This is a genomic window from Sandarakinorhabdus sp. DWP1-3-1, from assembly GCF_049896705.1.
GTDB lineage: Bacteria > Pseudomonadota > Alphaproteobacteria > Sphingomonadales > Sphingomonadaceae > Sandarakinorhabdus.
Map to the genome: position 1 here is coordinate 484,372 of NZ_JAFCUV010000003.1, position 25,607 is coordinate 509,978.

Annotated in this window: 23 protein-coding genes and 1 tRNA gene; 8 read left to right on the forward strand and 16 right to left on the reverse strand. The window is 69.7% G+C overall.

The genetic code is table 11. The annotated features are described in order from the left end of the window. Positions 1 to 26 precede the first annotated feature (26 nt). Positions 27 to 1,178: an NAD(P)/FAD-dependent oxidoreductase gene (locus tag ACP7AI_RS16040; RefSeq protein WP_426169490.1), complete on the forward strand. Its 1,152-nt coding sequence runs from the start codon at positions 27 to 29 to the stop codon at positions 1,176 to 1,178. Here ACP7AI_RS16040 and ACP7AI_RS16045 read toward each other — a convergent pair. Genes ACP7AI_RS16045 through ACP7AI_RS16065 form a run of 5 tightly spaced genes read right to left on the reverse strand, consistent with a single transcriptional unit; the run spans position 1,165 to position 6,538 of the window. Beyond that, a complete protein-coding gene (locus tag ACP7AI_RS16045) occupies positions 1,165 to 1,902 on the reverse strand; it encodes an amino acid ABC transporter ATP-binding protein (protein WP_426169493.1) in 738 nt (245 codons plus the stop codon). The two genes, ACP7AI_RS16040 and ACP7AI_RS16045, sit on opposite strands and share 14 nt — an antisense overlap. After that, the gene (locus tag ACP7AI_RS16050; RefSeq protein WP_426169496.1) at positions 1,880 to 2,569 is read right to left on the reverse strand and encodes an amino acid ABC transporter permease; all 690 of its coding nucleotides are present in this window, start codon (positions 2,567 to 2,569) and stop codon (positions 1,880 to 1,882) included. Before ACP7AI_RS16050 ends, ACP7AI_RS16045 begins: the two co-directional genes overlap by 23 nt. Further along, the gene (locus ACP7AI_RS16055) at positions 2,566 to 4,053 is read right to left on the reverse strand and encodes an ABC transporter substrate-binding protein/permease (protein WP_426169498.1); all 1,488 of its coding nucleotides are present in this window, start codon (positions 4,051 to 4,053) and stop codon (positions 2,566 to 2,568) included. Before ACP7AI_RS16055 ends, ACP7AI_RS16050 begins: the two co-directional genes overlap by 4 nt. Continuing rightward, positions 4,050 to 5,762, reverse strand: a complete 1,713-nt coding sequence (locus ACP7AI_RS16060; RefSeq protein ID WP_426169501.1) for an FAD-dependent oxidoreductase — start codon at positions 5,760 to 5,762, stop codon at positions 4,050 to 4,052. The genes ACP7AI_RS16055 and ACP7AI_RS16060 overlap by 4 nt, the downstream gene beginning before the upstream one ends. Then, the gene (locus ACP7AI_RS16065) at positions 5,762 to 6,538 is read right to left on the reverse strand and encodes an SDR family NAD(P)-dependent oxidoreductase (RefSeq protein WP_426169503.1); all 777 of its coding nucleotides are present in this window, start codon (positions 6,536 to 6,538) and stop codon (positions 5,762 to 5,764) included. Before ACP7AI_RS16065 ends, ACP7AI_RS16060 begins: the two co-directional genes overlap by 1 nt. 120 nt (positions 6,539 to 6,658) lie before the next feature. Here ACP7AI_RS16065 and ACP7AI_RS16070 point away from each other — a divergent pair, with 120 nt between their 5' ends. Continuing rightward, a complete protein-coding gene (locus ACP7AI_RS16070) occupies positions 6,659 to 8,278 on the forward strand; it encodes a DUF885 family protein (protein ID WP_426169505.1) in 1,620 nt (539 codons plus the stop codon). On the opposite strand, the gene ACP7AI_RS16075 is transcribed toward ACP7AI_RS16070, so the two are convergent. Both ACP7AI_RS16075 and ACP7AI_RS16080 read right to left on the reverse strand, forming a co-directional pair. Then, positions 8,275 to 9,735 carry a class I adenylate-forming enzyme family protein gene (locus ACP7AI_RS16075; protein WP_426169507.1) on the reverse strand — a complete coding sequence of 487 codons (1,461 nt, stop codon included), beginning with the start codon at positions 9,733 to 9,735 and terminating at the stop codon, positions 8,275 to 8,277. The two genes, ACP7AI_RS16070 and ACP7AI_RS16075, sit on opposite strands and share 4 nt — an antisense overlap. An 11-nt stretch (positions 9,736 to 9,746) precedes the next feature. Then, on the reverse strand, positions 9,747 to 10,808 hold the full coding sequence (locus ACP7AI_RS16080; protein WP_426169509.1) for an ATP-NAD kinase family protein: 1,062 nt from the start codon (positions 10,806 to 10,808) through the stop codon (positions 9,747 to 9,749). Between the two features lie 100 nt (positions 10,809 to 10,908). Here ACP7AI_RS16080 and gcvPA point away from each other — a divergent pair, with 100 nt between their 5' ends. Further along, positions 10,909 to 12,273, forward strand: coding sequence for an aminomethyl-transferring glycine dehydrogenase subunit GcvPA (gcvPA, locus tag ACP7AI_RS16085; RefSeq protein WP_426169512.1), 1,365 nt, complete (start codon positions 10,909 to 10,911; stop codon positions 12,271 to 12,273). Next, positions 12,270 to 13,775 (forward strand): aminomethyl-transferring glycine dehydrogenase subunit GcvPB, encoded by a 1,506-nt coding sequence (gene gcvPB / locus ACP7AI_RS16090; protein WP_426169514.1) that lies wholly within the window; start codon positions 12,270 to 12,272, stop codon positions 13,773 to 13,775. Before gcvPA ends, gcvPB begins: the two co-directional genes overlap by 4 nt. Here gcvPB and ACP7AI_RS16095 read toward each other — a convergent pair. Both ACP7AI_RS16095 and ACP7AI_RS16100 read right to left on the reverse strand, forming a co-directional pair. Continuing rightward, positions 13,772 to 14,728, reverse strand: coding sequence for an NAD-dependent epimerase/dehydratase family protein (locus ACP7AI_RS16095; protein ID WP_426169517.1), 957 nt, complete (start codon positions 14,726 to 14,728; stop codon positions 13,772 to 13,774). The two genes, gcvPB and ACP7AI_RS16095, sit on opposite strands and share 4 nt — an antisense overlap. Positions 14,729 to 14,795: 67 nt before the next feature. After that, positions 14,796 to 14,870, reverse strand: a tRNA-Thr gene (locus ACP7AI_RS16100). Positions 14,871 to 14,947: 77 nt separating this feature from the next. On the opposite strand from ACP7AI_RS16100, the gene ACP7AI_RS16105 reads away from it, so the two are divergent. Beyond that, complete coding sequence (locus ACP7AI_RS16105) at positions 14,948 to 15,079, forward strand: hypothetical protein (protein WP_426169520.1); 132 nt, start codon at positions 14,948 to 14,950, stop codon at positions 15,077 to 15,079. Positions 15,080 to 15,121: 42 nt separating this feature from the next. Here the strand turns inward: ACP7AI_RS16105 and ACP7AI_RS16110 are convergent, their stop codons facing one another. Beyond that, complete coding sequence (locus ACP7AI_RS16110; protein ID WP_426169523.1) at positions 15,122 to 15,673, reverse strand: glutathione peroxidase; 552 nt, start codon at positions 15,671 to 15,673, stop codon at positions 15,122 to 15,124. Between the two features lie 73 nt (positions 15,674 to 15,746). Next, complete coding sequence (locus ACP7AI_RS16115) at positions 15,747 to 17,537, reverse strand: aminopeptidase P family protein (protein WP_426169526.1); 1,791 nt, start codon at positions 17,535 to 17,537, stop codon at positions 15,747 to 15,749. A 93-nt stretch (positions 17,538 to 17,630) separates the two neighbouring features. On the opposite strand from ACP7AI_RS16115, the gene ACP7AI_RS16120 reads away from it, so the two are divergent. After that, the gene (locus ACP7AI_RS16120) at positions 17,631 to 19,691 is read left to right on the forward strand and encodes a S9 family peptidase (RefSeq protein WP_426169528.1); all 2,061 of its coding nucleotides are present in this window, start codon (positions 17,631 to 17,633) and stop codon (positions 19,689 to 19,691) included. Then, positions 19,675 to 20,082 carry an acyl-CoA thioesterase gene (locus ACP7AI_RS16125; protein ID WP_426169531.1) on the forward strand — a complete coding sequence of 136 codons (408 nt, stop codon included), beginning with the start codon at positions 19,675 to 19,677 and terminating at the stop codon, positions 20,080 to 20,082. Before ACP7AI_RS16120 ends, ACP7AI_RS16125 begins: the two co-directional genes overlap by 17 nt. A gap of 801 nt (positions 20,083 to 20,883) precedes the next feature. On the opposite strand, the gene ACP7AI_RS16130 is transcribed toward ACP7AI_RS16125, so the two are convergent. Together ACP7AI_RS16130 and ACP7AI_RS16135 are read right to left on the reverse strand one after the other, a co-directional pair. Beyond that, the gene (locus ACP7AI_RS16130; protein ID WP_426169533.1) at positions 20,884 to 21,555 is read right to left on the reverse strand and encodes a PEPxxWA-CTERM sorting domain-containing protein; all 672 of its coding nucleotides are present in this window, start codon (positions 21,553 to 21,555) and stop codon (positions 20,884 to 20,886) included. A gap of 141 nt (positions 21,556 to 21,696) precedes the next feature. After that, the gene (locus ACP7AI_RS16135; RefSeq protein WP_426169535.1) at positions 21,697 to 21,897 is read right to left on the reverse strand and encodes a hypothetical protein; all 201 of its coding nucleotides are present in this window, start codon (positions 21,895 to 21,897) and stop codon (positions 21,697 to 21,699) included. Positions 21,898 to 21,958: 61 nt separating this feature from the next. Here ACP7AI_RS16135 and ACP7AI_RS16140 point away from each other — a divergent pair, with 61 nt between their 5' ends. Then, positions 21,959 to 22,759, forward strand: coding sequence for a class I SAM-dependent methyltransferase (locus ACP7AI_RS16140; protein WP_426169538.1), 801 nt, complete (start codon positions 21,959 to 21,961; stop codon positions 22,757 to 22,759). Between the two features lie 140 nt (positions 22,760 to 22,899). Here ACP7AI_RS16140 and ACP7AI_RS16145 read toward each other — a convergent pair whose 3' ends face one another. The 3 genes from ACP7AI_RS16145 to ACP7AI_RS16155 all read right to left on the reverse strand — a co-directional run bounded on the left by ACP7AI_RS16145 (position 22,900) and on the right by ACP7AI_RS16155 (position 25,588). Further along, on the reverse strand, positions 22,900 to 23,637 hold the full coding sequence (locus tag ACP7AI_RS16145; RefSeq protein ID WP_426169540.1) for an NlpC/P60 family protein: 738 nt from the start codon (positions 23,635 to 23,637) through the stop codon (positions 22,900 to 22,902). An 88-nt stretch (positions 23,638 to 23,725) separates the two neighbouring features. Then, complete coding sequence (locus ACP7AI_RS16150) at positions 23,726 to 24,112, reverse strand: MarR family transcriptional regulator (RefSeq protein WP_426169543.1); 387 nt, start codon at positions 24,110 to 24,112, stop codon at positions 23,726 to 23,728. Between the two features lie 87 nt (positions 24,113 to 24,199). Continuing rightward, entirely contained in the window at positions 24,200 to 25,588 is a 1,389-nt protein-coding gene (locus ACP7AI_RS16155; RefSeq protein ID WP_426169545.1) for a leucyl aminopeptidase family protein, read from the reverse strand. Positions 25,589 to 25,607: the final 19 nt, after the last annotated feature.

Here is a 25,607-nt window from a genome sequence, read left to right on the forward strand (position 1 = left end):
TTTCCCGCCGGAAGGTCTTTTCACCCGTGTCTCGCCCGGATGTCATCGTGATCGGCGGCGGCATCGCCGGGGCCGGCACCGCGCTTTACCTGGCGCGCGACGGCGTCCGCGTGACACTGGTCGAGGCAGCGGTCATCGGCGGCGGCGCCTCGGGCGCCAATGCCGGCAGCCTGCACGCCCAGATCCCGCACGATCCGTTCCGCAACCTCGGCCCGGCCTGGGCCGGCGCCTTCCAGCCCGTCGTCACGCTGCTCGCCCGCTCGCTCGGCCTGTGGCGCGATCTCGAGGCCGATCTCGGCTGCGATCTGGAGATTGCCTTTGGCGGCGGCGTCATGGTCGGCGCCACGCCCGGCGAGATGGAGGAGATCGCCGCCAAGGCCGACGTCGAACGCGCCGCCGGGCTGGACGTCGAACTGCTCGGCCGCGACGCCCTGCGGGCGCGGGCGCCCTATCTCGCCGAAACGGCCCTCGGCGGCGCTTTCTGCGCCATCGAGGGCAAGGCCAATCCGATGCGCGTCGCCCCCGCCTATGCCGCCGCCGCGCGTGCCGCCGGCGTCACCATCGTCGCCGGCCAGGGTCCCGCCGCCATTGCCCGCACCCGCCAGGGCTATGCCGTCACCACGGGTGAGCGGGTGATCGAGGCCGACCGCCTCGTCATCGCCGCCGGCGGCGCCACCGGCGCGCTGGCGGCGCAGCTCGGCGCCGACCTCGCCATCACCAGTACCCCCATCCAGGTCTGCGTGACCGAGCCGGCAGCACCCTTCGTGCCGCACCTCGTCTATTGCGCCGGCGAAAAACTGTCACTGAAGCAGAGCCGCGTCGGCAGCATCCTGATCGGCGGCGGCTGGGATGCCCGGCTCGACGATCGCGGCCGGCCGGTGGTGGATGCCGCCAACCTGGCGGCGAACCTGCGCGTCGCCATGCGCATCGTGCCGGGCATCGCCGGCCTCAACCTCGTCCGCAGCTGGGCGGCGATGGTCAACGGCACCGACGACTGGCTGCCGATCATCGGCGAACTGCCGCAGGCGCCGGGCGCCTTCATCAACTATGTCCCGTGGCTCGGCTTTTCGGGCGGCCCGGCCGCGGCCCGGCTCACCGCCGACCTGGTGCAGGGCAAGCCGCCCAGCCTCGACGTGCCGCTGGCATCGTTCGCACCCAGACAGCCTAGTGCCGGATGATCGCCCCGATGAACGCCTTGGTGCGCGCCGCCTGCGGCGCGGTGAAAATCTGCGCCGGCGGGCCTGATTCGACCACCCGGCCCGCATCCATCATCACCACCCGGGTCGAAATCTCGCGCACGAAGCTCATTTCATGGCTGACCAGCAGCATGGAAATGCCCGTCGCCGCCAGCGCCCGCACCGTATCGAGCACTTCGCCGACCCGCTCCGGATCGAGCGCCGAGGTGATTTCGTCGAGCAACAGGATCTCCGGCTGCATCGCCAGCGCCCGTGCGATGGCGACGCGCTGCTGCTGTCCGCCCGAAAGCTGGTCGGGATAGCTGTCGGCCTTGTCGGCGAGGCCCACCGAGGCCAGCAGGTCGCGCCCCCGCGCCTCGGCGTCCGCCGGCGCCACTCCCAAAGTCTTCACCGGCGCCAGGCAGATGTTGGCCAGCGCGGTCATGTTCTGAAACAGGTTGAACTGCTGGAAAACGATGCTCATCCGCCGCCGCAGCGCCCGCACGCTCGCCTTGCTGGCATAATCGACCGGCGTGCCGTCGATGCTGACCTGGCCCGATGACGGCGCCGTCAGCCCGATCAGCACCCGCAACAGGGTCGATTTGCCCGATCCGGACGGCCCGATCAGGCTGATGACCTCGCCCTTTCCGACGACAAGGTTCACGCCATTCAGGATCGGGGCGCCGCCATAGCCGGCGGACAGGTCAACGATGTCGAGAAACGGCAAGTCGCGTCTCCAGCCAGGCCGCCATGCGGCCCAGCGGCCAGGACAGCAGGAAATACAGGATCAGCACGGCACCAAAGCCGTACACCGGCGAAAAGCCGCGATTGACGAGGATCTTGCCCGAAAAAGCCAGCTCGACGACACCCAGGTGGCTGGCCAGCGCCGTATCCTTGATGAACATCACCATGAAGGCGGCCGCCGGCGGCAGGATCACCCGCCAGCTTTGCGGCAGGATGACCAGCCAGAAGCTCTGCGCGGCGCTCAGGCCGAGCACATCGGCGCCCTCCACCTGCGCCCGCGGCACCGATTCCAGCCCGGCGCGCACGATTTCCGACAGATAGGCCGTCGCCGCCAGCGTCACGGCGATGGCGGCAATGCCCAGCAGCGACAGGTCGGGCGCGAACGCCTGCACCGAAAACAGCACCAGGATCAGAATGACGAGGAACGGGATGCGCCGGAACAGCTCGACATAAGCGGCGGCGAGCCACCGCGCCGGCGCCAGCCAGCCGGCCCGGCTGCGCCGCACCACCGCCAGCGCCATGCCGAGCACGAACCCGGCGCCGCAACCGATGACCGTCATCAGCAGCGTCCGCGACAGCGCCAGCCCCAGGAACGCCGCGGTATCGCGCGTGAAGAACGCCGGCGCCTCGGCGATCAGCCGGTCGATCATGGCGCGCGCACCCGGAACAGCCAGCGCCCGGCCGCCGCCAGCAACGCCGATGCGATTAACGTCAGCACGATGTAGATCAGCCCGGTGACCGCAAAGGTCTCGATCGTGCGCAGATTGGCGGTGCTGATGTTGATCGCCCGCCCGGTCAGCTCCTCGACGCCGAACAGCGCCCCCATCGAACTGCCCAGCACCAGCACGATGAAGAAGCTCGACAGCGGCCGATAGACGGTGCGGATGATGCTCGGCAGCATGACATGCACCAGCTTGTCGCGCCGCCCCAGCCCCAGCACCTCGGCCGCCTCCAGCTCCACGGTCCGCACCGCAACGATGCCGCCGCGCAGGATCTCCGCCAGATAGGCACCGGCGTTGAACGTCAGGCCGAGCACCACGGCAGCGAACGCCGGCAGCTTCACGCCGACATCGGGCAGCGCATAATACAGCACGAAAATCTGCACCAGCGCCGGCGTGTTGGTGAAGAAGCTGACATAGCCGCCGCACAGCCTGCGCAGCAGCGTGCCGCCGCGCAGCCGCGCCAGCGCACAGCCCAGCCCGATCGCCGCCCCGGCAACAAAGGCGATCACCGCGATCTGCAGCGAGATCAACGCGCCGGCCGCCAGATACGGCAGCTCGGGCCAGACCCCGCTCCAGTCGAAGCGGTAACCCGTCGGCCGCGACACCCTGGCGACGCTGGCCAGCTGCGCAGGCGCCACCGGCACCGTCATCGCCGCGCCATAATGCTTGCGCCACAGCGCCGCGATGCTGCCGTCGCCGTGGAGCTGCCGCAGCGCCATGTCGACCGCGGCGCGCAGGCCATCATTGCCCTTGGCGACGCCGATGCCGCACCAGGCCACGAAGATCGGATCGGGCAGCACCCGCCATTGGATCTCGGGGTGGTTCTTCGTGAAGCCGACGAAGAAATCGACATTCTCGACCAGCGCATCGGCCCGCCCCTGCGCGATGGCGCGGATCGTGTCGGCATTGCCGTCGACCAGCAGCCGCTGCGGCTTCGGCAGCTTTTCGCGCAGCACCGACACCGACTGGTTGCCCCGCATGTTGACCAGCGTGATGTCGGCGCGGTCGAGGTCCTGCCAGCGCGTCACCGGCAGCTTTGCCGTGGTGATGACGCCCATCGCCTCCGAATGCAGCGGCACCGTGAAATCGATCAGCGCCTCGCGCTCGGGCGTGATGGTCAGCGCCCCCAGCGCCAGGTCGATCCGCCCCGACACGAGAAACGGCACCCGGCTCGCGGCCTCGGTCGGCACCAGTTGCAGCCGGACCCCCAGCCGATCGGCAAGGCGGCGCGCCACATCGACGTCGAAACCCTTGAGCGTGCCATCGGCGGCAAAGCTGCTCATCGGCGGAAAGTTCGGATTGACGCCGACCCGCAGCACGCCGGTTGCGCGGATGGTTTCGAGGCTGCGGGCGTGCAGCGGGCCGGCGATCAGCGCCAGCCACAGCAGCACCAGGCACCGCCAGCCGCTCACGCCCCGGCGATCGCCGCGATCGACACCGGTCGCAGCGGCGGCCGCGGCGCGAAACCGTCATCGTCGCCCGGCGGCCGGCCCGTCGCCTCGGCGACCATCGCCATCAGCAACGGCCCGCAATAACGTCCCTGGCACCGCCCCATGCCCGCCCGGCTCGCCCGCTTCAGGCTGCCGATGTCGGTGATGCCGTCCGCCAGCAGCGCGGCGATCGTCCCATGGCTGACGCTTTCGCAGCGGCAGAGCAGCGTTTCCGCCGTCGCCAGCGTCCCCGCCAGCGGCACCGGTGCGAACAGATCCCACAGCGCCGCCTGGAATCGCCGCGCCCGGCGCAGCTGCCCGGTGGCGCGCCGCGCGTCATGCGTCTCCTCGGATGGCAGTGCGCCGACCAGGTCCCGCGCCGCCGCCGCCCCGGCCAGCACCCCCTGCGCCAGCGCGACGCGCGCGCCGCCCAACCCGCCGCCGTCCCCGGCTACAAAGACACTGGCGACGCTGGTCCGACCGTCGTCGTCGCGCCGCACCGCCAGCACGCCATCGCGCCAGTCATGGGCACAGCCGAGCGCGCGGGCGAGCTCGGATTGCGGCACGAAACCTGCACCGATGCACACCGCATCGACGTCGAACCGCCGCGCCGTCCCCGGCCGGCCATCGGACCCGATCGGCGCAACAACGGCCGCCTGCGCCCGGCCATCGCCTTCGACCCGCACCAGCACATGGCGATTGAGCCGCACCACCCCGGCCCGGCGCAGCGCCGCCAGCTGCCGCAAGCCATCGCCGACGAGGTCGGGTGCCGTCGCCGCCATCGTCAGGGCCGCCCCGATCCGCGCCGCGCCGGGCGCCTCGGCCTGCTCGACCAGCGCCACCACGCTCACCCCGGCGCGCACCAGTTCGTGCGCCAGCTGCACGTTGAGCGGCCCGTTGCCGGCGACCAGCACGCGCGTGCCGGGCGCCGTCAGCCCCGATCGCAGCAGCGTCTGCGCGCCGCCGGTCGTCATCACCCCCGGCAAGGTCCAGCCGGGCACCGGCCAGGGCCGTTCATGGGCGCCGCTGGCGATGATCAGCCGCCGGCCGCGTACCCACAGCGCGCCTGCCTCGCTCGACACCGCGACCCGCACCGCTTCGCCGTCCTGCTCGGCCAGCCAGGCCGTGGCCGCGAACAGGCAGCGCACCCCGGCAAGCGCGGTACTGCTCGCCAGCGCCGCGCCGTCCGCGAACTGCGTGTCGACCCGGCGCGGATCGACCGCGAACCCCGCCCCCGGCTGCTTGTAATATTGTCCGCCGGCCTTTGCCCGTTCATCGATGCAGACGACGTTGAGCCCGCACCGCGCCGCCATCCGCGACGCCGCCAGGCCCGCCGGCCCCGCGCCGATGACGATCACATCGCAGTCGATATCCGCCAGCGCCGGCACCGGGTCCGGCGCCGCCGCCGCCGCCCGCGCCGGCGCCGGCGCGATCGCCATGCCGGCAGCGGCCGCGGTCATGCAGGCCCGGCGCACCGTCCCGTCCACCACCACCGCACATTCGCCGCAGATGCCCATGCCGCAATGCACGCCGCGGCCGTCGCCGGCGGCACTGTCGCGCAGCACGAGCTCGCCGGCATTGACCAGCGCCGCCGCGACGCTTTCCCCGGCAAAGCCCGTCACCGGTCGCCCGGCAAAGGACATCGCAAAGCCCACGCCGGTCCGCGTCACCCCGGGCAGGTCGACGCGCATCAGCGAATGTAGCTGGCGCCGTTGACGTCGAGCGTCGCGCCCGACAGCTGCGGCACGGCGCCCGACGCCAGGAACGCCACCAGCCGGCCGAGCTCGGCCGGGCTCACCCATTCACCGCTGGCAAGGTTGGCCGAAATCTGCGCCTCGCCGCCCTGGGTAGCGGCGAACTGCTCCGACAATCGCGTCCGCACCACGCCGGGCGCGATGACATAGGCGAGGATGCCGTTTTTCGCATAAGCGCGGGCAATCGATTGCGTCGCCGCGCGCACCGCCGCCTTGGACGCGCCATAGGCCATGGTCGCCGGGTTGGTGACGCCGCGCTGCGCCGCCCAGCTCGACATGGTGACGATGCTGCCGCCGCCGGTGTCGAGGAAATGCCGCACCGCCCGCCGCATCAACCGCGCCGGCGCCTGGACGTTGACCATCAGCGCCTGGTCCCAGACCGCATCCCAATGCGCCAGCGGGGCATCGACCCCACCGGTGAAATCCATGATCGCGGCATTGTTGACCAGCACGTCGACCCGGCCGTGCCAGGCCTCCGCCGCATCCCACAGCGCCTCGACCGCCGCCAGGTCGCCAAGGTCGGTACCGACCAGCAACTTGCGATCGTCGGGAATGCCGGCGGTCGCCGCCTCGGCACCGGCGCGATCGCCGCCGTAATGCGCGACGACCCGCGCGCCGGCGGCGCCGAGCACCGCCACCGTCGCCGCGCCGATCCCCTTGGACGCGCCCGTCAACAGCACGGTCTTGCCGTGAAGATCAGCGATCGGAACCATGGACCCTAGCTGGCATAACGAACGCCCCAAGCAAAGCAGAAAACCGGCGCAGCGCGAACATTTGTTCGCAATGTGAGCACCCGCGGCTAAGCTGTACTGATTCGCCGGGAGATCACGCCGATGACCAGAACCCTCCGCCTCGTTGCCATGCTGGCTGTTATCGGCATCGCGCCGGCCCATGCCCAGCAGCGCGCGACGGATCCGCCGCTGACCGCGGTGTTCACAGACCTGCAGCGCTGGCAGACCGGCCTCGCCGCCGACCCGGCGCCGGCGGCCATGGCAGCGCGCGCCGCCGAACTGGCGACATTGCAGCAGCGGCTGCAGGCCATTCCGGTCACCGGCCGCGACCGCTCGGCCAAGGTCGACTGGCTGGTCGTGCGGTCCGAAATGGATCGCGCCGAATTCACGCTGAAGGTCACCCGGCCCTGGGCCCGCGACCCCGGCTATTATCTGGAACCCATCCAGCGCCTCGCCTTCACCGACCTGCCCGACCCCGCCCTTGCCGCAAGACTCGCCGCCATCCCCGCCCGGCTGGCCGCGGCACGCACGGTGCTCGACGATGTCGCCGCCGACCATGCCGACCTCGCCATCCGGTCATTGACCACGTCTGACGGGGTGGAGGACGGCTATCCGGCGCGCAAGGTCGCGCCCGCCGGCGTCATCGGCTGGTACCGCGACCTCGCCGGACGCGCCCGCACCGCGCAGCCGGCGCTGCTGCCCGATATCGAACGCGCCATCGCCGCGCTCGAATCCTATCGCAAATGGCTCGTCGACAATCGCGCCCGCATGACCGGCCGTGCCGGCGTCGGCACCGCCCGGCTCGACTGGTACCTGCGCCACGCGTTGCAGATGCCGTACGACAGCCGCGACGCGCTCACCCTTTCGCAGCGCGAACTCGATCGCATGTGGGCGGACCTGGCGCTCGAACAGTCGCGCAACAGCGGCCTGCCCGAAATCGCCATCGCGCGCACCGGGGCCGATTATCTCGCCCGCGTCGCCGATACCGATGCCCGCATCCGCCGCTTCCTCGTCGATCGCCGCTTCATGACCATCCCGCCCGAGATTCCGACGACGCTGGCAAAGATGGTGGTGCCGCCCTATTCCGAACCGATCAACGTGCCCTTCAGCAGCCGCACGCCACCGAATTTCTGGGAAAAGGTGCAGTTCCGCGACCCGTCGCCCGATCACCTCCACGCCGTCATTCCCGGCCATCGCATGGACCTGATGCTGTCCAACGCCAATCCGAACGCGATCCGCCGCGCCGTCGTCGATGGCGCGCGCTGGCAAGGCTGGGCCGTCTATCTGGAGGAAAGCGCCCTCCAGGCCGGCTTCTTCGACGACCGGCCCCGCGCCCGCGAGCTCATCTACATCTTCGGCCTGTGGCGCGCCGCTCGCGCCATCGGCGACATCCAGAACCAGCGCAACGAACGCACCGCGGCCGAAGTCGCCGACTGGTGGCAGACGGTGACCCCGATGCTCGACGGCAATGTGGCGCGCAAATACGCCCATATCCGGACGCTGCCCGGCCATGGCCTCGAATACACCATCGGCAACATCCAGATGTGGGAACTGCTCGCCGCCCGCCGCCGCCAGCTCGGCGACAAATTCGTGCTGCAGGATTTCCACGACGATTTCATCCGCCGCGGCCGCATCCCGATGGCGCTGATCCGCTATGAAATGCTCGGCGACGACAGCATGGAAAAGGCGCTGTTCGAACGCCCGCCGATCCCGCCAGCCTAGGCCACGTCGCCGCGATAGGCATCGCGCAGCTCGCGTTTCAGCACCTTGCCGATCTCGCTGCGCGGCAGGCTGTCGACCAGCGCGACATCGGCGATGCGCTGGGTCCGCCCCAGCCGGTCGTTGGCCCAGCCCCGGATCGCCGCGGCATCGGCGCCGGCGCGGGCGACGACGAATGCCACCGGCGTTTCGCCCCAGCGCGCGCTCGGCACCGCCACCACCGCCGCCTCGACGACATCGGGATGCGCCGCCAGCACCCCTTCGAGGTCGCTCGGATAGATGTTGAAGCCGCCCGAGATGACCAGGTCCTTGGCGCGGTCGACCAGCGTCAGGAAGCCCTCGTCGTCGAAGCGGCCGATATCCCCGGTGCGGATGAAGCGCGCGCCGTCGGGGCTGAACCATTCCGCCGCCCGCGTCGCCTCGGGCAGGCCATGATAGCCCTGCATCATCGCCGGTGAGCGGCCGACGACTTCGCCGGTGGCGCCGGCGGGCAGTTCGCGGCCTTCGGCATCGATCAGCCTGATGTCGCTGCCCGCCGCCGGCTGGCCGACCGTCGCCAGCTTGTCGGGCCGTTCGTGACAGCGCAGGATGCAAGTGCCGCCACCCTCGGTCATGCCGTAATATTCGGTCAGCCCGCCCGGCCAGCGGCGCAGCACCTCCGCCTTCAGCGCCGCCGGAAACGGCGCCGAGGTGCAGAATTTGGCGCGATAGGCCGACAGGTCGAACCGGTCGAAATCGGGCATTTCGAGCAGCCGCCGGTACTGCACCGGCACCAGCATCACATGGCTGACGCCATGCGCTACGCTCAACGCCAGGAACGCTGCCGTGTCGAATTTGGGCAGCAGCACCAGCGTGCCGCCCAGCCCCAGCGTCGGGATCACGCTGACCAGCGTCGTGTTCGAATAGAGCGGCGTCGCCACCAGCGTCACCGCATCGGGGCCATAGCCCTGCGCCAGCCCGCGCTGGACATGCGCCCAGCGCTGGCTGTGCGGCTGCACGATGCCCTTGGGGCGGCCCGTCGTGCCCGACGAATAGATGAGGTTGAACGGGTCGTCGGGGCCGATCGCCACCGGCGCCACCGCGCTGCCGTCGGGCGCCAGCCAGGCTTCGATGCCGGCCAGCGCCGCATCGTCGAACAGCATCGCCGCGCCGGCATCGGCGACCATGCCCGCCAGCGCCTCGGCCGTCACCGACTGCGGCAACGGTGCCACCGCCAGCCCGGCGCGCAATGCCCCCAGCCACACGACGAGATAATCCGCCTGCATTGTCGCGGCGATGGCGATGACGTCGCCCTTGCCCAACCCGTCGCGCTGCAACGCCGCTGCCACCCGGTCGCAGCGTCGGTCGAACGTCGCCCAGTCCATCCGCAGCGGCCCGTCGATGATCGCCACGGCCGCGCCGCGCACCTGCGCATGGCCGCGCACCAGGTCGGGCAGGGTCGTGAAGTCGTCCGGCAGCATGGCGTCCTTTCTCACGCGGGGCATACCCGCATCATCATCGTCTGCCGCCGGCCGGTGCGCACCGCGAGGTGCCCGGCCAGCCGCGCATCGAGCGCTTCGTCACCGCTGTCGACCAGCAGCCGCCCGCCCGGCAGCGCCGCCAGCTTGGCGGCACTGGCCAGCACCACGGGCGGCAGCGGCATCCGCGCCAGCACCCGCGCCGAAATCTGCTGGTTGCCGCGCCCGAGCAGGAAGCCCTGGCCGCCGATCACGCCCAGCGCCAGCCGCGGTGCCGCAGCGGCGCACAGCTGCCACAGCGTCGCCTCGTCGACGTCCGCCGCCACCGGCGCGCCCCCGGCGAACACATCGACACCGAGCAGCGTGCCCGCCGCCCCCAGCGCCCGTTTCAGCGCCAGCATCGTCGCACCGGGCCCCACGACCAGCAGCGGTGCCGTCGCCAGCTCGGCCGCCGTCGCGGCAATCGCCGCCTGCAACCGGGCATCATCGTCTTGGCGGCCCATCGCCTTGGCCGGCTGCCGCCCCGCCAGCGCCGGCACCTGCATCATCCCGAACAACCGGGGCGCGCCGTCGCCGTCACGGTCGATCACCTCGGCCTCGACACCCGCCACGCTCGCCCGCGCGGCGATATCGGCCAGCATGGCGCGCGCCGCCGCCGGGCTCGTCGCGAACACCGCGCTGTGCATCTTCACCCCCGCCGGCACGCCGAGCACCGGCACCGGCACCGCCGCCGCCATCACGTCGCGCGCCGTCCCGTCGCCGCCGACGAACACGATGACATCGGCCCCCGCCGCGGCCAGCGCCGCAACCGCCGCCGTCGTATCCCGCGCCGCGCTCCGCGCTGCCCCGCGATGCACGACCTGCGCCGCCAGGCCTGCCCCTTGCAGCACATCCGCCCCCATCGCACCCGCGCTGGTCAGCACGTCGCCACCGACGCTCAGCCCCGCCAACGCCCGCGCTGCCCGCGCCGCGGCATGCCCGCCCGCCGCCATTCCGGCGGGCAGATCGTCGCTGCCCTTCAACCCCAGCACGCCGCCGGTGCCGGCGATCGGGTTGACAACAAAGCCCAGGCGCACGCAAAGTCCTTCTGTCCGGATAGGCAACACACTGTGCGCTATTTGCACATTTTGCCAGCAGGAGATTCCCGTTTTGGCCGACACCAGGGCACATCCCTTCATGCCGAATTCGGCGCCCGCCCTGCGCGCCGCGCTGCTCGCCGAACTGGGCCTCGACAGTGTCGAGCCGCTGTTCGGGCAGATCCCCCAGGCCCATCGCTTCACCGGCGACCTGGCGCAACCGCCGGCGCTGGCCGAGGAAATTGTCCTGGCCCGCCACCTGCGCACCACCCTCGCCCGCAATGTCACCGGCAACCTCGGCTTCCTCGGCGGCGGCATCTGGCAGCATCATGTCCCCGCCGTCGTCGATGAAATCGTCAACCGCGCCGAATTCCTCACGCCCGTCTGGGGCACGCCCTCGTCCGATTTCGGCCGCAACCAGGCCTGGTTCGAATTCACCAGCCAATTGGGCGCGCTGCTCGATCTCGAACTCGTCGGCCTGCCGGTCTATTCCTGGGGCTGCGCCGCCGGCCACGCCTTCCGCATGGCGGCACGGCTCACCGGCCGCCGCCGCATCCTGGTGCCCGCCAGGCTCTGCCCCGAACGCCGCGCCGTCATCACCGCCTATTGCGCCTCGGCCGATCCCGCCGCCGCCATCGCCCTTGTCGACGTGCCCTGCGACCCGCTCGGCCGGCTCGACCTCGCCGCCCTCGCCGGCCTGCTCGATGCCGAAATTGCCGCGGTCTATTACGAAAACCCCGCCTATCTCGGTGGGCTGGAGGCCGGCGCCGCCGACATCGCCCGCCTCGCCCGCGCCGCCGGCGCCGAAACCATCGCCGGCATCAACCCGATCAGCCTCGGCGTCATCGCCCCGCCCGGCGCGCTCGGCGTCGACATCGCCGTCGGCACCATCCAGCCGCTCGGCATCCACATGGCGGCCGGCGGCGGCCTCGGCGGCTTCATCGCCAGCCGCGACGAGGCCCGCTATGCCGTGCAATATCCGACATTGCTCAACAGCCTCGCGACCACCATTGCCGGCGAGATGGCGTTCGGCCTGATGCTGTTCCACCAGTCGAGCTATGGCAGCCGCGACGAAGGCAATGACTGGGCCGGCAACAGCACCTATCTCTGGGCCATCGCCGCGACCACCTATATGGCGCTGCTCGGCCCCACGGGCTTTCGCGAGCTCGGCGAACTGCTCCTCGTCCGCACCCGCGACGCCGCCGCCGCGCTCGCCGCGGTCCCCGGCGTTACCGTCGTCGCCGGCGACGGCCGCTTCGTCGACCTGGTCGTCGATTTCAACGCCACCGGCCGCCGTGTCGCCGACATCAACGCCGCGCTGCTCGACCATGGCATCTTCGGCGGACTCGACCTGTCGCGCGCCTTCCCCGATCTCGGCCAGTGCGCGCTCTACGCCGTCACCGAAATCCATGACGACGACGATATCGCCCGCCTCGCCGCCGCCCTTTCCGAGGTCCTCGCATGACCATGCGCAACTATCACGCCGCCCGCTGGGACGAGCCGCTGATCCATGCGATGGGCGCCCCCGGCCGCCGCGGGCAGCTGTTCCCCGCGGCCGACGCCGCCGGCCTGGTCCCCGCCGGCCTCGCCCGCCAGACGCCACCGGCGCTGCCCGAGCTCGCCGAGCCCGACGTGCTGCGCCACTATATACGGCTGTCGCAGGAAACCATGGGCATGATCGGCATCAGCCTGTTCGGCACCTGCACGATGAAATACAATCCGCGCGCCGGCGAACGCGCCGCCGCCGCGGTCAACGCCATCCACCCGGCCCAGCCGCCCGCCACCATGCAGGGCCTGCTCGCCTGCGTGCACGGCCTCGACATGATCCTGCGCGGCCTGTCGGGGATGGACCGCTTCACCTTCCAGGCGGCCGGCGGCGCCGATGCGGCCTGGACCCAGGCGATCATCACCCGCGCCTTCCACGCCGCCCGCGGGGAGGGCAACAGCCGCGACCAGATCATCACCAGCCTGCAAAGCCACCCCTGCAACCCGGCCACCGCCGCCACCGCCGGTTACGAGGTCATCACGCTTCCCCTGGGCGACAACGGCTATCCGACGCTGGATGCGCTGCGCGCCGCCGTCTCGTCCCGCACCGCCGCGCTGATGATCAACAACCCCGACGACATGGGGGTCTACAATCCGGAAATCGCCGAATGGGTGCGGACGGTGAAGGCCGCCGGCGGCCTCGCCTTTTACGATCACGCCAATTTCAACGGCGTGATGACACGCATCCGCGCCCGCGACCTCGGCTTCGACGCCTGCATGTTCATGCTGCACAAGACGTTCGGCGTATCCAAGGGCGGCGGCGGCCCCGCGGTCGGTGCCTATGGCTGCACCGCCGAACTGGCGCCGTTCCTGCCCGGGCCGATCGTCGACCGCGACGGCGACGCCTTCACGCTGCTCGACCCGGAACACGCCGCCGGCAAGGTCCGCGAATACATGGGCAACCTCCATCAGGTCGTGAAGGCCTATGCCTGGGCCCGCGCCATGGGCGCCGAAGGGTTGCGCGCGGCCGCCGACATCTCGGTCATCCTCAACAATTACATGGAAAAGCGGCTTCTGCGGATCCGCGGCGTCAGCCGGTCGCACCCCGACCAGCCCGGCTGGCGGCTCGAAATGACCCGATACAGCCTGCAGCAACTGTTCGAGGATACCGGCGTCAGCGCCGTCGACGTCCAGAACCGCATGGCGGATTTCGGCATCGACGCCTTCTGGCTCAGCCACGAACCCTGGATCGTGCCCCAGCCCTTCACACCCGAAGCCGGCGAGATGTGGCCGCGCGAAGACATCGACTATTGGATCGACGCCCTCGCCCATGTCGTCGAGGAAGCCTATCGCGACCCTGATTTCGTCCGCGCCGCGCCGTACAACCAGGTCGTCCGCAAGCTGTCGAGCGCCGACCTCGACGATCCCGCCCGCTGGGCAACGACCTGGGCCGCCTGGCAACGCAAGCACCCCGCCGGCTAGCGGTCTCCGGCAGCCGGCGACACATAGGCCGGATCATGGGCGAAGGGCAGCGGGCCACCGGTGCCGAGCGCGTCGAGCACCGCGGCAAAGTCGGTCCGGCAGCGAAAGCCCAGGTCGCGCGCGATCGCCGACGCATCATAGACCCGCCCGATGCCGGCTGGCAGCGACCAGCCGCGCGCGGCGTACAGCGCCGGTGCCGCGGGGAAATGGCGGGCGATGACCGCTGCGGCGTCGGACTTCAGCGCCCCGGCCTCCGCCGGCCGGAACGGCGTCGGCGCCGACACGATATAGAGCCCGAAACCGATCCGCGGCGCCTGGTTGAGCGCCACGATGTGGGCGCGGGCGCAGTCTTCCACCGTCAGGCGGCGGTTGAGGAACTCGTTGGCCTTCATGTTCTCGCCGGACAGGTCGCGATGCGTATCGTCGTCCTCGGGGAAAAAGCGCGCCGTCCGCAGCACGATGACGGGCAGGCGATGGTCGGCGTGGACCAGCCGGCACAGGTCCTCGGCCGCCCGCTTGGTGGCGCCATAGATGTTGCGCGGGCGCAGCGGGCCGCTCTCCTCGTCCAGCCACACGGCGGCGGCGCCGCGCTCCTCCCGGATGGCGGCGGTGATCATCAGCGAGGTGGTGGAGGTGAACACGAACCGGCCGACGCCGTGGCGCACGGCCGCTTCCAGCAGGTGGAGCGTGCCGGTGACGTTGGTGTCGACAAAGGCCTGGCGCGGGTGACGCGCGATGTCGGGCTTGTGCAGCGCCGCGGCATGGATGACGCCGTCGAAGCGATGCGCGTCGAACACCGACGCCACCAGCGCCGAATCGGCGACGGTCCCGACGATCCCTGTCTCGATGCCGGGCGCGTGGTCGAGCCCGATCACGTCATGGCCCTGCGCCCGCAGCATCGGCGCGAGGCAGCGGCCGAGCCATCCCGAGGAACCAGTGAGCAGCACGCGCATCGGCTCTGCTGCTACGCAAACGGCGACAGTCGATCAATCGATACCCGCCGCCAGGGGTCTTGCCGGATGGTGCTGTCGGGGAGGATTGAACTCCCGACCTCAGCCTTACCAAGGATGCGCTCTACCACTGAGCTACGACAGCATTCCGGCGAAGGTCCGCGCCTATGGGGGAGGGGTGGCGGGCTGTCAAGAAATCCCGTGGCGGTTTATGGGTACGCGATGACAAAGAAGCCCGATTCCGACGCCGACGCGGCAAAACAGCAACGCCTCGCCGCCGCGCTGCGCGCCAACCTCGCCCGCCGCAAGGCCCGCGACCGGGCAACGCCGGAGCCGCCGGTGACAGGGGACTGACCCATACACGCGTCATCCCGGCCTCCGCCGGGATGACACCCCTTAGCCCTTCGCCGCGACCGCCTTCTCCACCGCCGCCGTCACCTCGGGCGACGTCGGCGTGATCTTCGACGGGAAGGCGGCGATCAGCTTGCCGTCGCGGCCGACCAGATATTTGTGGAAATTCCACTTCGGCACATTGTCGGCGCCCATGCTGGCGGCGGCCCAGCGATAGATCGGCGCCGCCTTGTCGCCGGTGACGACGCTTTTTTCGGTCAGCGGAAACTTGATGCCGAACTTCGATTCGCAGAACGTCTTGATCTCGCCGGCCTCGGCATATTCCTGGCCGCCGAAATCGCCCGACGGCACGCCGATGACGGTGAAGCCCCTGGCCTTGTAGCTGTCCTGCAGCTTCTGCAGCCCCTCGTACTGCGGCGTGAAGCCGCAAAAGCTGGCGGTGTTGACCACCAGCAGCACCTTGCCCTTGTACTGGGCGAACGGCATCGGCTTGCCGTCGATGGTCTTCATCGTGAACTGGTAGGCGCTCTGCGGCATCGGCGACGCGGCGATGAGCGCCACACTGGCGATGGCGGCGGCGAGGATAGGCTTCAGCATCCGGTTTCTCCCTGTTCGCCCCAGCATAGCACGGCCCTGCAACGATCTCGCCAGTGCGCGAATCGTAGCAGGTTCAGATCGGCGCCGTCGCCTCGGCCAGCCAGGCCCGCGCCGCATCGTCGAGCTGGGGACCGATCTCCGCCAGCACCCGGGCATGATAGGCATCGATCCAGGCACGCTCGACCGGCGTTAGCAGGCCGGTGTCGATGAGGTTGCGGTCGATCGGCGCCAGCGTCAGCTCGCGAAAGCCGAGCATCTCCTTTTCGGCGCCGGGCACCGTCCGCGGCTCGACCAGCACCAGATTCTCGACACGAAAGCCGTATTCGCCCGATTTGTAATAGCCGGGCTCGTTCGACAGGATCATCCCCGCCGCCAGCGGCTCGTCGCCGCCGGTGTAGGCCGCGCTCGACGCGATCCGCGCCGGGCCTTCATGGACGGCGAGATAGCTGCCGACGCCGTGGCCGGTGCCGTGGCTGTAGTCGAGCCCCGCCTCCCACAAAAACTGCCGCGCCAGCACGTCGAGCTGGATGCCGCGCGTGCCGACCGGAAACACCGCGCGGCCGAGCGCGATATGGCCCTTCAGCACCCGGGTGAAGCGGTCCTTCATCTCCGCCGTCGGCGTGCCGACCACCATCGTCCGCGTCACATCGGTGGTGCCGTCGCGATATTGCCCGCCCGAATCGACGAGGTAGATCGAATCCATGACGATCGCCCGGCTGCTTTCATCCGACACGCGATAATGCGGGATGGCAGCGTTGGGACCGGCGCCCGAGATGGTGTCGAAGCTCAGATCCTCGAGCACATTGGTCTGGTCGCGAAACTGCTTCAGCTTGGCGGCGGCGCTCATCTCGGTCAGCTCGCCCTTGGGGGCTTCCCCGTCGAACCAGTGCAGGAACCGGGTGAGCGCCGCGCCGTCGCGCTTGTGGGCGGCGATGGTGCCGGCGATTTCCGTGCCGTTCTTCAGCGCCTTGGGCAGCACGACGGGGTCGCGCGCCTCGACGATGGTGGCGCCGCCCGCGGTCAGCGCTGCGAACACCGCCGCCACGGCGCTGTTGGGGTCGGCAACCACCGTCCTGCCGGCAAAACCACCCAGCGCCGTCTCGAACGCCTCGCGCGGCTGCGGGCGGACATCGGCCCCCATATGCGCGCGGACCTCGTCGGACAGCTTCTCGGGCGCCGTGAACAGGTCGACGCTGGCATCGGCATGGAGGATCGCAAAGGCCAGCGCCACCGGCGTCCGCGACACGTCGCGGCCGCGGATATTGAGCAGCCAGGCGATCGAATCGAGCGCCGTGATCACCACCGCATCGGCCCCCCGCCCGGCCAGCCAGGCCGCCACATCGGCGCGCTTCTGCGTCGACGTCCGCCCGGCATGCTCGTCGAGATGGACCTCCAGCCGCGCCGCGCTCGGCGCCGGGCGGCCGGCCCAGATGCTGTCGATGGGATTCTGGCTGACGGCGACCAGCTCCGCGCCGCGCGCCTTCAACAGCCGCGCCGTTGCTTCCGCCCAGCCACGCGTGTGCAGCCAGGGGTCATAGCCGATGATATCGCCCGGCCCGGCATGGTCGGCGAGCCATTGCGCGGCGCTGGTCTTGGGCACGTCCTGATATTCGAACAGGTCGCCCGGCACCTGTTCGCGCACCTGCAGCGTGTAGCGCCCGTCGGTGAAGATCGCCGCCCGCCCGCCGATCACCGCCGCCGAGCCTGCCGAACCCTCGAACCCCGTCAGCCAGGCCAGCCGCTGGGCATAGCCGCCGACATATTCGCTCATGTGCTCGTCGGTCAGCGGAATGACGAAACCGGTCAGCCGGTCGGCCTCCAGCGCTTGCGACAAGGCGGCGAGGCGGTCCTTGATGGTGGACATGGGGCATACTCATTCTAGGGTGCGAGCCACAACATAGTCGGGTGCCGCCGCCTGCACCAGCGGAAGGCCGCGCCCGCGATCACGAAAGCCATCATGCCGACCCCACAGCCTCCCGTCGCCGCCGTCCGCCCGCACAGCACGACCCATCACGGCGTCACCATCACCGACGATTATGCCTGGCTGAAGGACCCCGCCTACCCGGTGGTCAGCGATCCCGAAATCCTCGCCCATGTCGAGGCCGAGAACGCCTGGTTCGAAGCCAACATGGCGCCGCTGAAACCGCTCACCGACACCATCTACGCGGAGCTCAAAGGCCGGGTGAAGCAGGACGACGCCAGCGTGCCGGTCAAGGACGGCGCCCATGAATATTGGTGGCAGTTCGCCCCGGGCGCCCAGTATCGCACCTGGCTGCGCCGTCCCCTCGGCGGCGATGAACAGGTCATCCTCGACGAACCGGCGCTCGCCGCCGGCCATGATTATTTCCGCCTCGCCGGCAGCAGCGTCAGCCCCGATGGCCGCCTGCTCGCCTATGCCACCGACACCGACGGCAGCGAGCGCTTCACCCTGAAGATCCGCGACCTCGCCACCGGCGCCGACATCGAGACCGTCACCAGCGCCAGCGTCGGCGTGCCCGTCTGGGCCGCCGATTCGGCATCGCTCGCCTGGACCGAGGTCAACGACAACTGGCGCCGCTTCCGCATCCGCCTGCACCGCCTCGGGCAGCCGGAGGATACGACGCTCTACGAGGAAATCGAGGACAAGGGCTTCGGCGTCGGCGTCGGCCGCAGCCAGGATCGGGCCTGGTTCGTCATCGCCACGTCGGATCATGTCACCAGCGAAGTCCGCCTCGTCCCCACAGCCGCCCCCGACACGCCGCCGCTCCTCGTCCGCCCCCGCCAGCCCGGCGTCGCCTATGATGTCGATGTCCGCGGCGACACGATCTTCATCCGCACCAACGACACCCATGTGAACTTCCGCCTCGCCACCGCCGCGATTCCCGCACCGGGCGACTGGCGCGAGCTCGTGCCCGGATCGGACCAAGACTATATCACCGGCTTTCGCGCCTTCGCCAGCTATCTCGCCATCCAGGGCCGGCGCGACGGCCTCGACCAGATCCGCCTGCGCCGCGACGACGGCAGCGAGACGCTCGTGCCCTTCCCGGAGGCGTCGTACAGCGTCGGCATCGGCGCCAACCTCGAACCCGACGCGCCGCTGCTGCGCCTCGGCTATACCTCGATGGTCACCCCGGCGACGGTGTTCGATTACGACGTCGCGACCGGGCTGCTCATCACCCGCAAGGTCCAGGTCGTGCCCTCGGGCTATGACGCCGGCCAGTACGCCACCGAGCGCCTGGTCGTCACCGCCCGCGACGGCGCCCGCGTGCCGGTGTCGATCGTCTACAAACAGGGTTTCCCCCGCGACGGCAGCGGCCGCGTCCACCTCTACGGCTATGGCGCCTATGGCATCGCGATGAGCCCGGCCTTTTCCGCCGGCCGGCTCAGCCTCCTCGATCGCGGCATCGCCTATGCCATCGCGCACATCCGCGGCGGCGACGACATGGGCTATCAATGGTATCTCGACGGCAAGCTGGAAAAGCGCACCAACGCCTTCACCGATTTTGTCGATGCCGCCCGCGGCCTCATCGCCGCCGGCTGGGCGCGCGAGGGCAATATCTCGGCCAGCGGCGGTTCCGCCGGCGGGGAGCTGATGGGCGCCGTCATCAACTCCGATCCCGGCCTGTGGCGCGCCGTCGTCGCCGATGTGCCGTTCGTCGACGTGCTCAACACCATGCTCGACGACAGCCTGCCGCTCACACCCGGCGAATGGCCCGAATGGGGCAACCCGATCACCGACAAGGCGGCGTTCGACCTGATCCGCAGCTACAGCCCCTATGACAATGTGACGGCGCAGGATTACCCGCCGCTGCTGGTCACCGCCGGGCTCAACGATCCGCGCGTCACCTACTGGGAGCCGGCGAAATGGGTGGCGAAGCTGCGCGCCAGGAAGACCGACAGCAACATCCTGCTGCTGAAGACCAATATGGGCGCCGGCCATGGCGGCAAGTCGGGGCGGTTCGCCGCGCTGGAGGAACAGGCCGAGGAATATGCCTTCATCCTCGCCCAGTTCGGTCTTGCTGATGCCGCCGCCGGCTGATCGCACCCCATTTGCGCTGTCGGTGACCGCCGTCGCCGCCGACATCGACGCGCTCGGCCATGTCAACAACACCGTCTATCTGCGCTGGGTGCAGGACGTCGCCACCGCCCACTGGCGGGCGGTGGCACGCCCGGCGGATATCGACCGCTACATCTGGGTCGTGTCACGCCACGAGATCGATTACCTGCGCGCCACCCTGCCGGGCGAGACGGTGACGCTGACCACCTGGGTCGGCACGCCGAAAGGCGCCCGCTTCGATCGCCATGTCGAGATCAGCGACGCCGAAGGTCGACCGAAGGTCCGGGCCCTGACGATCTGGGCGCTGGTCGACCGCGCCACCGGCCGCGCCATCCGCGTGCCCGCAGAGGTAGCCGCGCCGTTCCTGCACTAGGCCGTCAATTCATATATACGGGAACGGCTGATAGGGTGGTTAGCGGACATCGGCACGATATCAGTCGAGTGCCGCTACGTCCTGCCCGATCTCTCGCCATTTCAACGCCGACAGGTCTAGGCCACATGCCGATCGTAGGGCTGCGCCGGCTTGCTCCATAGCCCGTAGCGCGGGCGGGAACGACGCTTGGGGTAGCTCTGCACCCATCCCGGTGAAGTCGTGTGAAATGCGAACCCCTTCGCCCACGGAGCCGATCCGAAGCGTCACCCACCCAACTCCATCACCCCACTTCTGATAGGCGATTTGCGCAACGGCTGTTCCTTTGGGAAACTCGCCGCCGTCACTTATGTAATCCCAGCGCTCCACGCTGCCGAATGTCTTGCGTAAAGACTGCTCAACGCACGCCACGTCAACTTGTGAACCGAAGTCTCTGCTCGCCCGAATGCCACGCTCCGGTTCACATCCAGCGAGCAGTGGTATGCAGAGCAAAATGGATGGCGAGGCACGCATCGTGGACAGATATACTGCTTATTCCCAATGACCGACATGCGTGGCTAGCGGACAATTCGTATCCTCTCCCGCCTGCGGGAGAGGCGAGACGCGCGCCAGCGCGCCGGGTGAGGGTGTAAGCTCGTGCCGGAACAAAAAACACCCTCACCCGCTCGCCAAAGATGGCGAGTCGCCTCTCCCGCAGGCGGGAGAGGGAGCGTCTGCTAATGGGGTGAAGCAGACCCGCCGGTTTTTTTCTGGGTCAAAATCTGGCAAACTCCCGTCCCCCACGGGGAAGGGCGCCGCGTATCCCTACGCTGCGACCGCCCGCCCGCGCCGCCGCGCGGCAAGGCCGACCAGGCCGAAGCCCGCAACCAGCATCGCCCAGCTCGACGGCTCCGGGATCGGTGCGATCGAGGCCGCGATCGAATCGAGCTCGAACGCCGCGCTGGTCGTCGAGCGGAACCGCACCTTGCTGACCTGCTCGAGCGCGTTGAAGGCGAAATCGACGCGGCGGTTGGTCGCCCCCAGCGTCTGGTTGCCATTGAACTGCGGCAGTTGCGAACCGCCGAAGCTGCCGATCACGCTGTTATCGGCCGCGAGGAAATCGACGAAATTGTAGCTGTCGATCGAGCCCCAGTAAAAGCTGATCCCGCCGAGCTTCTTGTTGGCCGGGACATAGCCGGCGAAATCGAAGGTCGCGCTCGAATTGGCGCCGAGCGACAGATAGACGTCGGTGGGAAGCGTACCGGCCGGCGCCGCGCGAACGCCGCTGATCGATCCTGCCGCGGCGATGACCGTGCCGATATTGCTCTGGACGATGCCGGCCGCCGTCGGCGTGTCGAAGGTCGCGACCATCGTGAACGGGCTGGCGGGGCCGGGATCCGGCGCACCCGGCAGGCTGGTCACGACAACCGCCGCCGCCGGCACCGAAAGTCCCGTCAGGCCCAGCAGTGCTGCGCCAACTATCGTTCCGATCTTCATGCCTGCCACCCCAATATCGCTCGATGTCGCCCCTGGCCGTAAACGGCCGCGTAACGGTCATTAAGATAGCGTTATGGATTCGGCAAGAATATTGATGGTTAAATCGAAGCGGAATGCCGCCATTCGGCGGCCGCCGGCCGATCAGCCCGCCGCCCGGATCAGCGTGACGAGATGGACCGCCGCCAGCAGGCAGATCGTGCCGCCGGCAAAGATCAGCGCATGCCAGGGCAGATGGGCATGCCAGGCCAGCGGCGCCCGCCGGCGCGCCCGATCCCCGATACTGGCAACGACCGTCGTCGCCAGCCCGGCACCGAGCAGCCAGAATGTCGTTTGCGAGTCCATCGCAGTCCGCTAATCGAGCAGGCAACCGCTGTGAAGCGCCAACGTCCAAGGAGTCCTGCCGATGTCGCGTCCCGTTCTCGCCGCCTTTGCCCTCAGCCTGGCGATCGCCGCCCCCGCCGTCGCGGCCACCCCCTTCGATGCCGCCATCGCCGGCGCCCATCGGTCGGACGCCAACAAGGCGCGTGACGCCGCCCGCCACCCGGCACAGACGCTGTCGTTCTTCGGCATCAAGCCCGGCATGACCGTCGTGGAGATCTCGCCGTCGGGCGGCTGGTACACCGAAATCCTGGCCCCGGCGCTCGGGCCCAACGGCACGCTCTATGCCGCCCATGGCAACCCCGCCGCCAGCGAGAATGCCGCCAAGAGCGTGCAGCGTTTCAAGGACAAGCTCGCCGCCGCGCCCGCCGTCTACGGCAACGTCAAGGTCACCGCGTTCGGCAAGGGCAGCTATGACATCGCACCCGCCGGCAGCGCCGATGCCGTCGTCACCTTCCGCAACATCCACAATTTCTACATGGGCGATTTCGCCCCCGACGCCTTCAAGGCGTTCTTCGCGGCGCTGAAGCCCGGCGGCACGCTCGGCATCGTCGAGCACCGCCTGCCCGAGGACAAGCCCGACGCGATGATGAAGGACAGCGGCTATATGAAGCTGTCCTATGTGCGCAAGATGGCCGAGGCCGCCGGCTTCAAATATGTCGGCGCGTCGAACATCAACGCCAACCCCAAGGACACCCACGACTATCCCAAGGGCGTCTGGACCCTGCCGCCCAACTATGCCGAAGGCGACAAGGACAAGGCGAAGTACGCGGCGATCGGCGAAAGCGACCGCATGACGGTGAAGTTCGTCAAGCCGGGCAAGTAGCGGCGAACGGCCGGTCGTGTATGTGTGACCCCGGCGAAGGCCGGGGCCCATAAACCACCAGCCCTTTCCCGGCGGTCGACGAGCCCATGGACCGCGAAATTCGTGGTGTATGGCCCCCGGCCTACGCCGGGGTGGCACAGCTAATCCAGCGGCACCCGCTTCACACCCGTCACCGGCACCGCCACGCCCGACGCTGCAAGGCGGCCGACGACATCCGCCAGCGGCTCCTCGACCGTCGCCATCCAGTGGGCATTGGCGTGCAGCAACCGGTCGCCATCCGTCAGCAGCCCGACATGGCCGGGAAAGAACACCAGGTCGCCGCGCCGGCGATCGGCGGGATCGACAGTGTCGCCGACCTCGGCCAGCTGCTGGTCCGAATCGCGCGGGCACGCCACTTCGCAGGCGAGCAACGCCGCCTGCACCAGCCCCGAACAATCGATGCCGTCGCCGGTGCGGCCGCCCCACAGATAGGGCGTGCCGAGAAACAGTCGCGCCACCGCGATCGGGTCGCGCGGTAGTGCAGCGACATGGCGAAGATGGACGAAGCCGCCGCCGACGAGCGCCAGGAACCGCTCACCCGCGACACCGGCAATGCGGGCACCGAACGGCAGCTCCATCACGACCGGAGCCTTGATGTCGGCGGTGGCGAACACCGGCGCGATGCGCGCGGTGATGCGCAGGTCGGACGTGCCGACGGGTTCGGCCAAGGCCGCCGTCGTCACCCAGCCGATGTAGCGATCGGTGCCGCAGCGGCCCCAGGACCAATCGCCGGCGCAGTCGAAAACCTCGAAATCCTCGCCGAACAGCAGCTCGCTGGTGGCGGTCGCGAGATCATCCGGCGCCGCGCGCACCGGCACACGCGCTGCCGTGCAGCGCATGGCCGCACCGGCAACGTAACGCGCGGCGGAGACCCGATCCGCCAGGCCGACCTCGACGAGGTCGGCCCTGGCGACGTCGCGCCTCGGGTCAAGCGTGGGCCGGGGCCCGCTCAGTCTTGGCGACGCGATCCTCGCCATCACCGGTCGCCGAATCGATCATCGCGGCGAAATCGTCGAGAAACGCCTCGCCCTGCGAGGTCAGGTCGACGAACACGCTGCGGCGATCGCGCTCGTCGCGGCGACGACGCACCAGACCGATGGCCGACAGGCTGTTGAGCGCCCGGGTGACCACCGGCTTCGACACGCCGAGACGGGCTGCCAGGCCGCGCACCGTATGCGGGCCCTGCTCCTGCCCGGCAACGAGCAGCAACGCCATCTGGCGATTGGTCAAATCGGGCTGGCCGGACTGGACATAGCGAAGCAGGGTGCCGCGCCAGTCGCCAAGCCGTTCGTGAGATCGTTCGTTCTTCTGCACAGCAATACTCCGCCAAACGCACCGACTGACCGGCGGGGGGCCTGATCAGGGCGGATGGGTAACGGCTGACCATCGAATTTCGTTCCATCAAAACATCGAGTCTTTGCCATCGAAGCGGCGTTTTACGACAGCCCATGCGGCGCGCAGGCCCAATGCCTCGCCGCCCTTGGGCCGGCCCGGCCGCGCCGCCGGGGTCCAGGCAAAGGTGTCGAAATGCGCCCAGGGGATGCCGGCGGGGACAAAGGCTTCGAGGAACAGCGCCGCCGTGATGGCACCGGCAAAGCCGCCCTCCGGCGAGTTGTTGAGATCGGCGATGTTCGACTTCAGCATGTCGCGATAGCCCGGCCACAGCGGCAGCCGCCACAACGGGTCGCCGCTCGCCGTCGCCGCCGCGGCGAAGTCTGCCGCCAGCGCGTCATCGTTGGCAAAGAACGCCGGCAGCTGCGGCCCCAGCGCCACCCGCGCCGCCCCGGTCAGCGTAGCGAAGTCGATCAGCAGCGCCGGCGTCTCCTCGCCCGCCAGCGCCAGCGCGTCGGCGAGCACCAGGCGCCCTTCGGCGTCGGTATTGGTGACTTCGACACTCTTGCCCGCCCGCGTCGCCAGCACGTCGCCGGGCCGCATGGCGTCGCCCGATATGCTGTTTTCCACCGCCGGGATGATCAGCCGCAGCCGCACCGGCAGATCGGCCTGCATCACCAGCCGCGCCAGCGCCAGCGCATGCGCCGCGCCGCCCATGTCCTTCTTCATCGCCGCCATGGCGCCGCCCGGCTTGATGTTGAGCCCGCCGGAATCGAAGGTCACGCCCTTGCCCACCAGCGTCAGCCGCGGATGCGCCGGATCGCCCCAGCGCAGGTCGATCAGTCGGGGTGCCCGCGACGCCGCCCTCCCGACGGCATGGACCGCGGGGAAATTGCCCGTCAGCAGCGCCTCGCCCTTGATGATGTCGACCTCGGCACCAAAAATCCGTGCCTCTGCGGCAACCGCGCTCGCCAGTTCGCCCGGCCCCAGGTCGGCCGCCGGCGTGTCGACCAGATCGCGCACCAGCGCCGTCGCCTCGGCCAGCCGCACCGTCTCGCCGATGCTGCCGACGTCGGTCGTCAGCAGCACCCGCGCGCCGGTGTCGCCACTGGCCTTGCGATAACGATCGAAACGATGCTGGGCGAGCAGCCAGCCGAGCGCCGCACTGCCGGGTGGGGTCGCGATGCGATAGCGGCCGGCGGGCAGTTTCGCCGCCGCCGCCGCAAGGCCCCAGGGGCCGTCGTCGCCGCCCACCAGCGCCGCCCAGTCGCCGGGGCCGTCGCCGGGGACCAGCGCCACCTCGTCGGGCCGCGCCTTGAAATTCTGTGCCGCGACAAAGCTGCGCGTGCGCTCGCCCTGCGCGCGCAGCCAGTGGTCGAAACCGGCAGCAGCGAGGACGGTCAGGGAAGTGGCTGGGGCGCCGTCGTCGGCGAGCAGCAAAGCGGCAAAATCGGTCATGCCACCGGGTGTAGCGGAA

Excerpts from the sequence above, each read along its gene's own strand:
- ACP7AI_RS16050 (WP_426169496.1), bottom strand. The coding sequence starts at position 2,569 with ATGATCGACCGGCTGATCGCCGAGGCGCCGGCGTTCTTCACGCGCGAT.
- ACP7AI_RS16060 (WP_426169501.1), bottom strand. The coding sequence starts at position 5,762 with ATGCGCGTCGACCTGCCCGGGGTGACGCGGACCGGCGTGGGCTTTGCG.
- ACP7AI_RS16065 (WP_426169503.1), bottom strand. The coding sequence starts at position 6,538 with ATGGTTCCGATCGCTGATCTTCACGGCAAGACCGTGCTGTTGACGGGC.
- ACP7AI_RS16070 (WP_426169505.1), top strand. The coding sequence starts at position 6,659 with ATGACCAGAACCCTCCGCCTCGTTGCCATGCTGGCTGTTATCGGCATC.
- ACP7AI_RS16075 (WP_426169507.1), bottom strand. The coding sequence starts at position 9,735 with ATGCTGCCGGACGACTTCACGACCCTGCCCGACCTGGTGCGCGGCCAT.
- gcvPA (WP_426169512.1), top strand. The coding sequence starts at position 10,909 with ATGCCGAATTCGGCGCCCGCCCTGCGCGCCGCGCTGCTCGCCGAACTG.
- gcvPB (WP_426169514.1), top strand. The coding sequence starts at position 12,270 with ATGACCATGCGCAACTATCACGCCGCCCGCTGGGACGAGCCGCTGATC.
- ACP7AI_RS16095 (WP_426169517.1), bottom strand. The coding sequence starts at position 14,728 with ATGCGCGTGCTGCTCACTGGTTCCTCGGGATGGCTCGGCCGCTGCCTC.
- ACP7AI_RS16105 (WP_426169520.1), top strand. The coding sequence starts at position 14,948 with ATGACAAAGAAGCCCGATTCCGACGCCGACGCGGCAAAACAGCAACGC.
- ACP7AI_RS16110 (WP_426169523.1), bottom strand. The coding sequence starts at position 15,673 with ATGCTGAAGCCTATCCTCGCCGCCGCCATCGCCAGTGTGGCGCTCATC.
- ACP7AI_RS16115 (WP_426169526.1), bottom strand. The coding sequence starts at position 17,537 with ATGTCCACCATCAAGGACCGCCTCGCCGCCTTGTCGCAAGCGCTGGAG.
- ACP7AI_RS16120 (WP_426169528.1), top strand. The coding sequence starts at position 17,631 with ATGCCGACCCCACAGCCTCCCGTCGCCGCCGTCCGCCCGCACAGCACG.
- ACP7AI_RS16125 (WP_426169531.1), top strand. The coding sequence starts at position 19,675 with ATGCCGCCGCCGGCTGATCGCACCCCATTTGCGCTGTCGGTGACCGCC.
- ACP7AI_RS16130 (WP_426169533.1), bottom strand. The coding sequence starts at position 21,555 with ATGAAGATCGGAACGATAGTTGGCGCAGCACTGCTGGGCCTGACGGGA.
- ACP7AI_RS16135 (WP_426169535.1), bottom strand. The coding sequence starts at position 21,897 with ATGGACTCGCAAACGACATTCTGGCTGCTCGGTGCCGGGCTGGCGACG.
- ACP7AI_RS16140 (WP_426169538.1), top strand. The coding sequence starts at position 21,959 with ATGTCGCGTCCCGTTCTCGCCGCCTTTGCCCTCAGCCTGGCGATCGCC.
- ACP7AI_RS16145 (WP_426169540.1), bottom strand. The coding sequence starts at position 23,637 with ATGCGCTGCACGGCAGCGCGTGTGCCGGTGCGCGCGGCGCCGGATGAT.
- ACP7AI_RS16155 (WP_426169545.1), bottom strand. The coding sequence starts at position 25,588 with ATGACCGATTTTGCCGCTTTGCTGCTCGCCGACGACGGCGCCCCAGCC.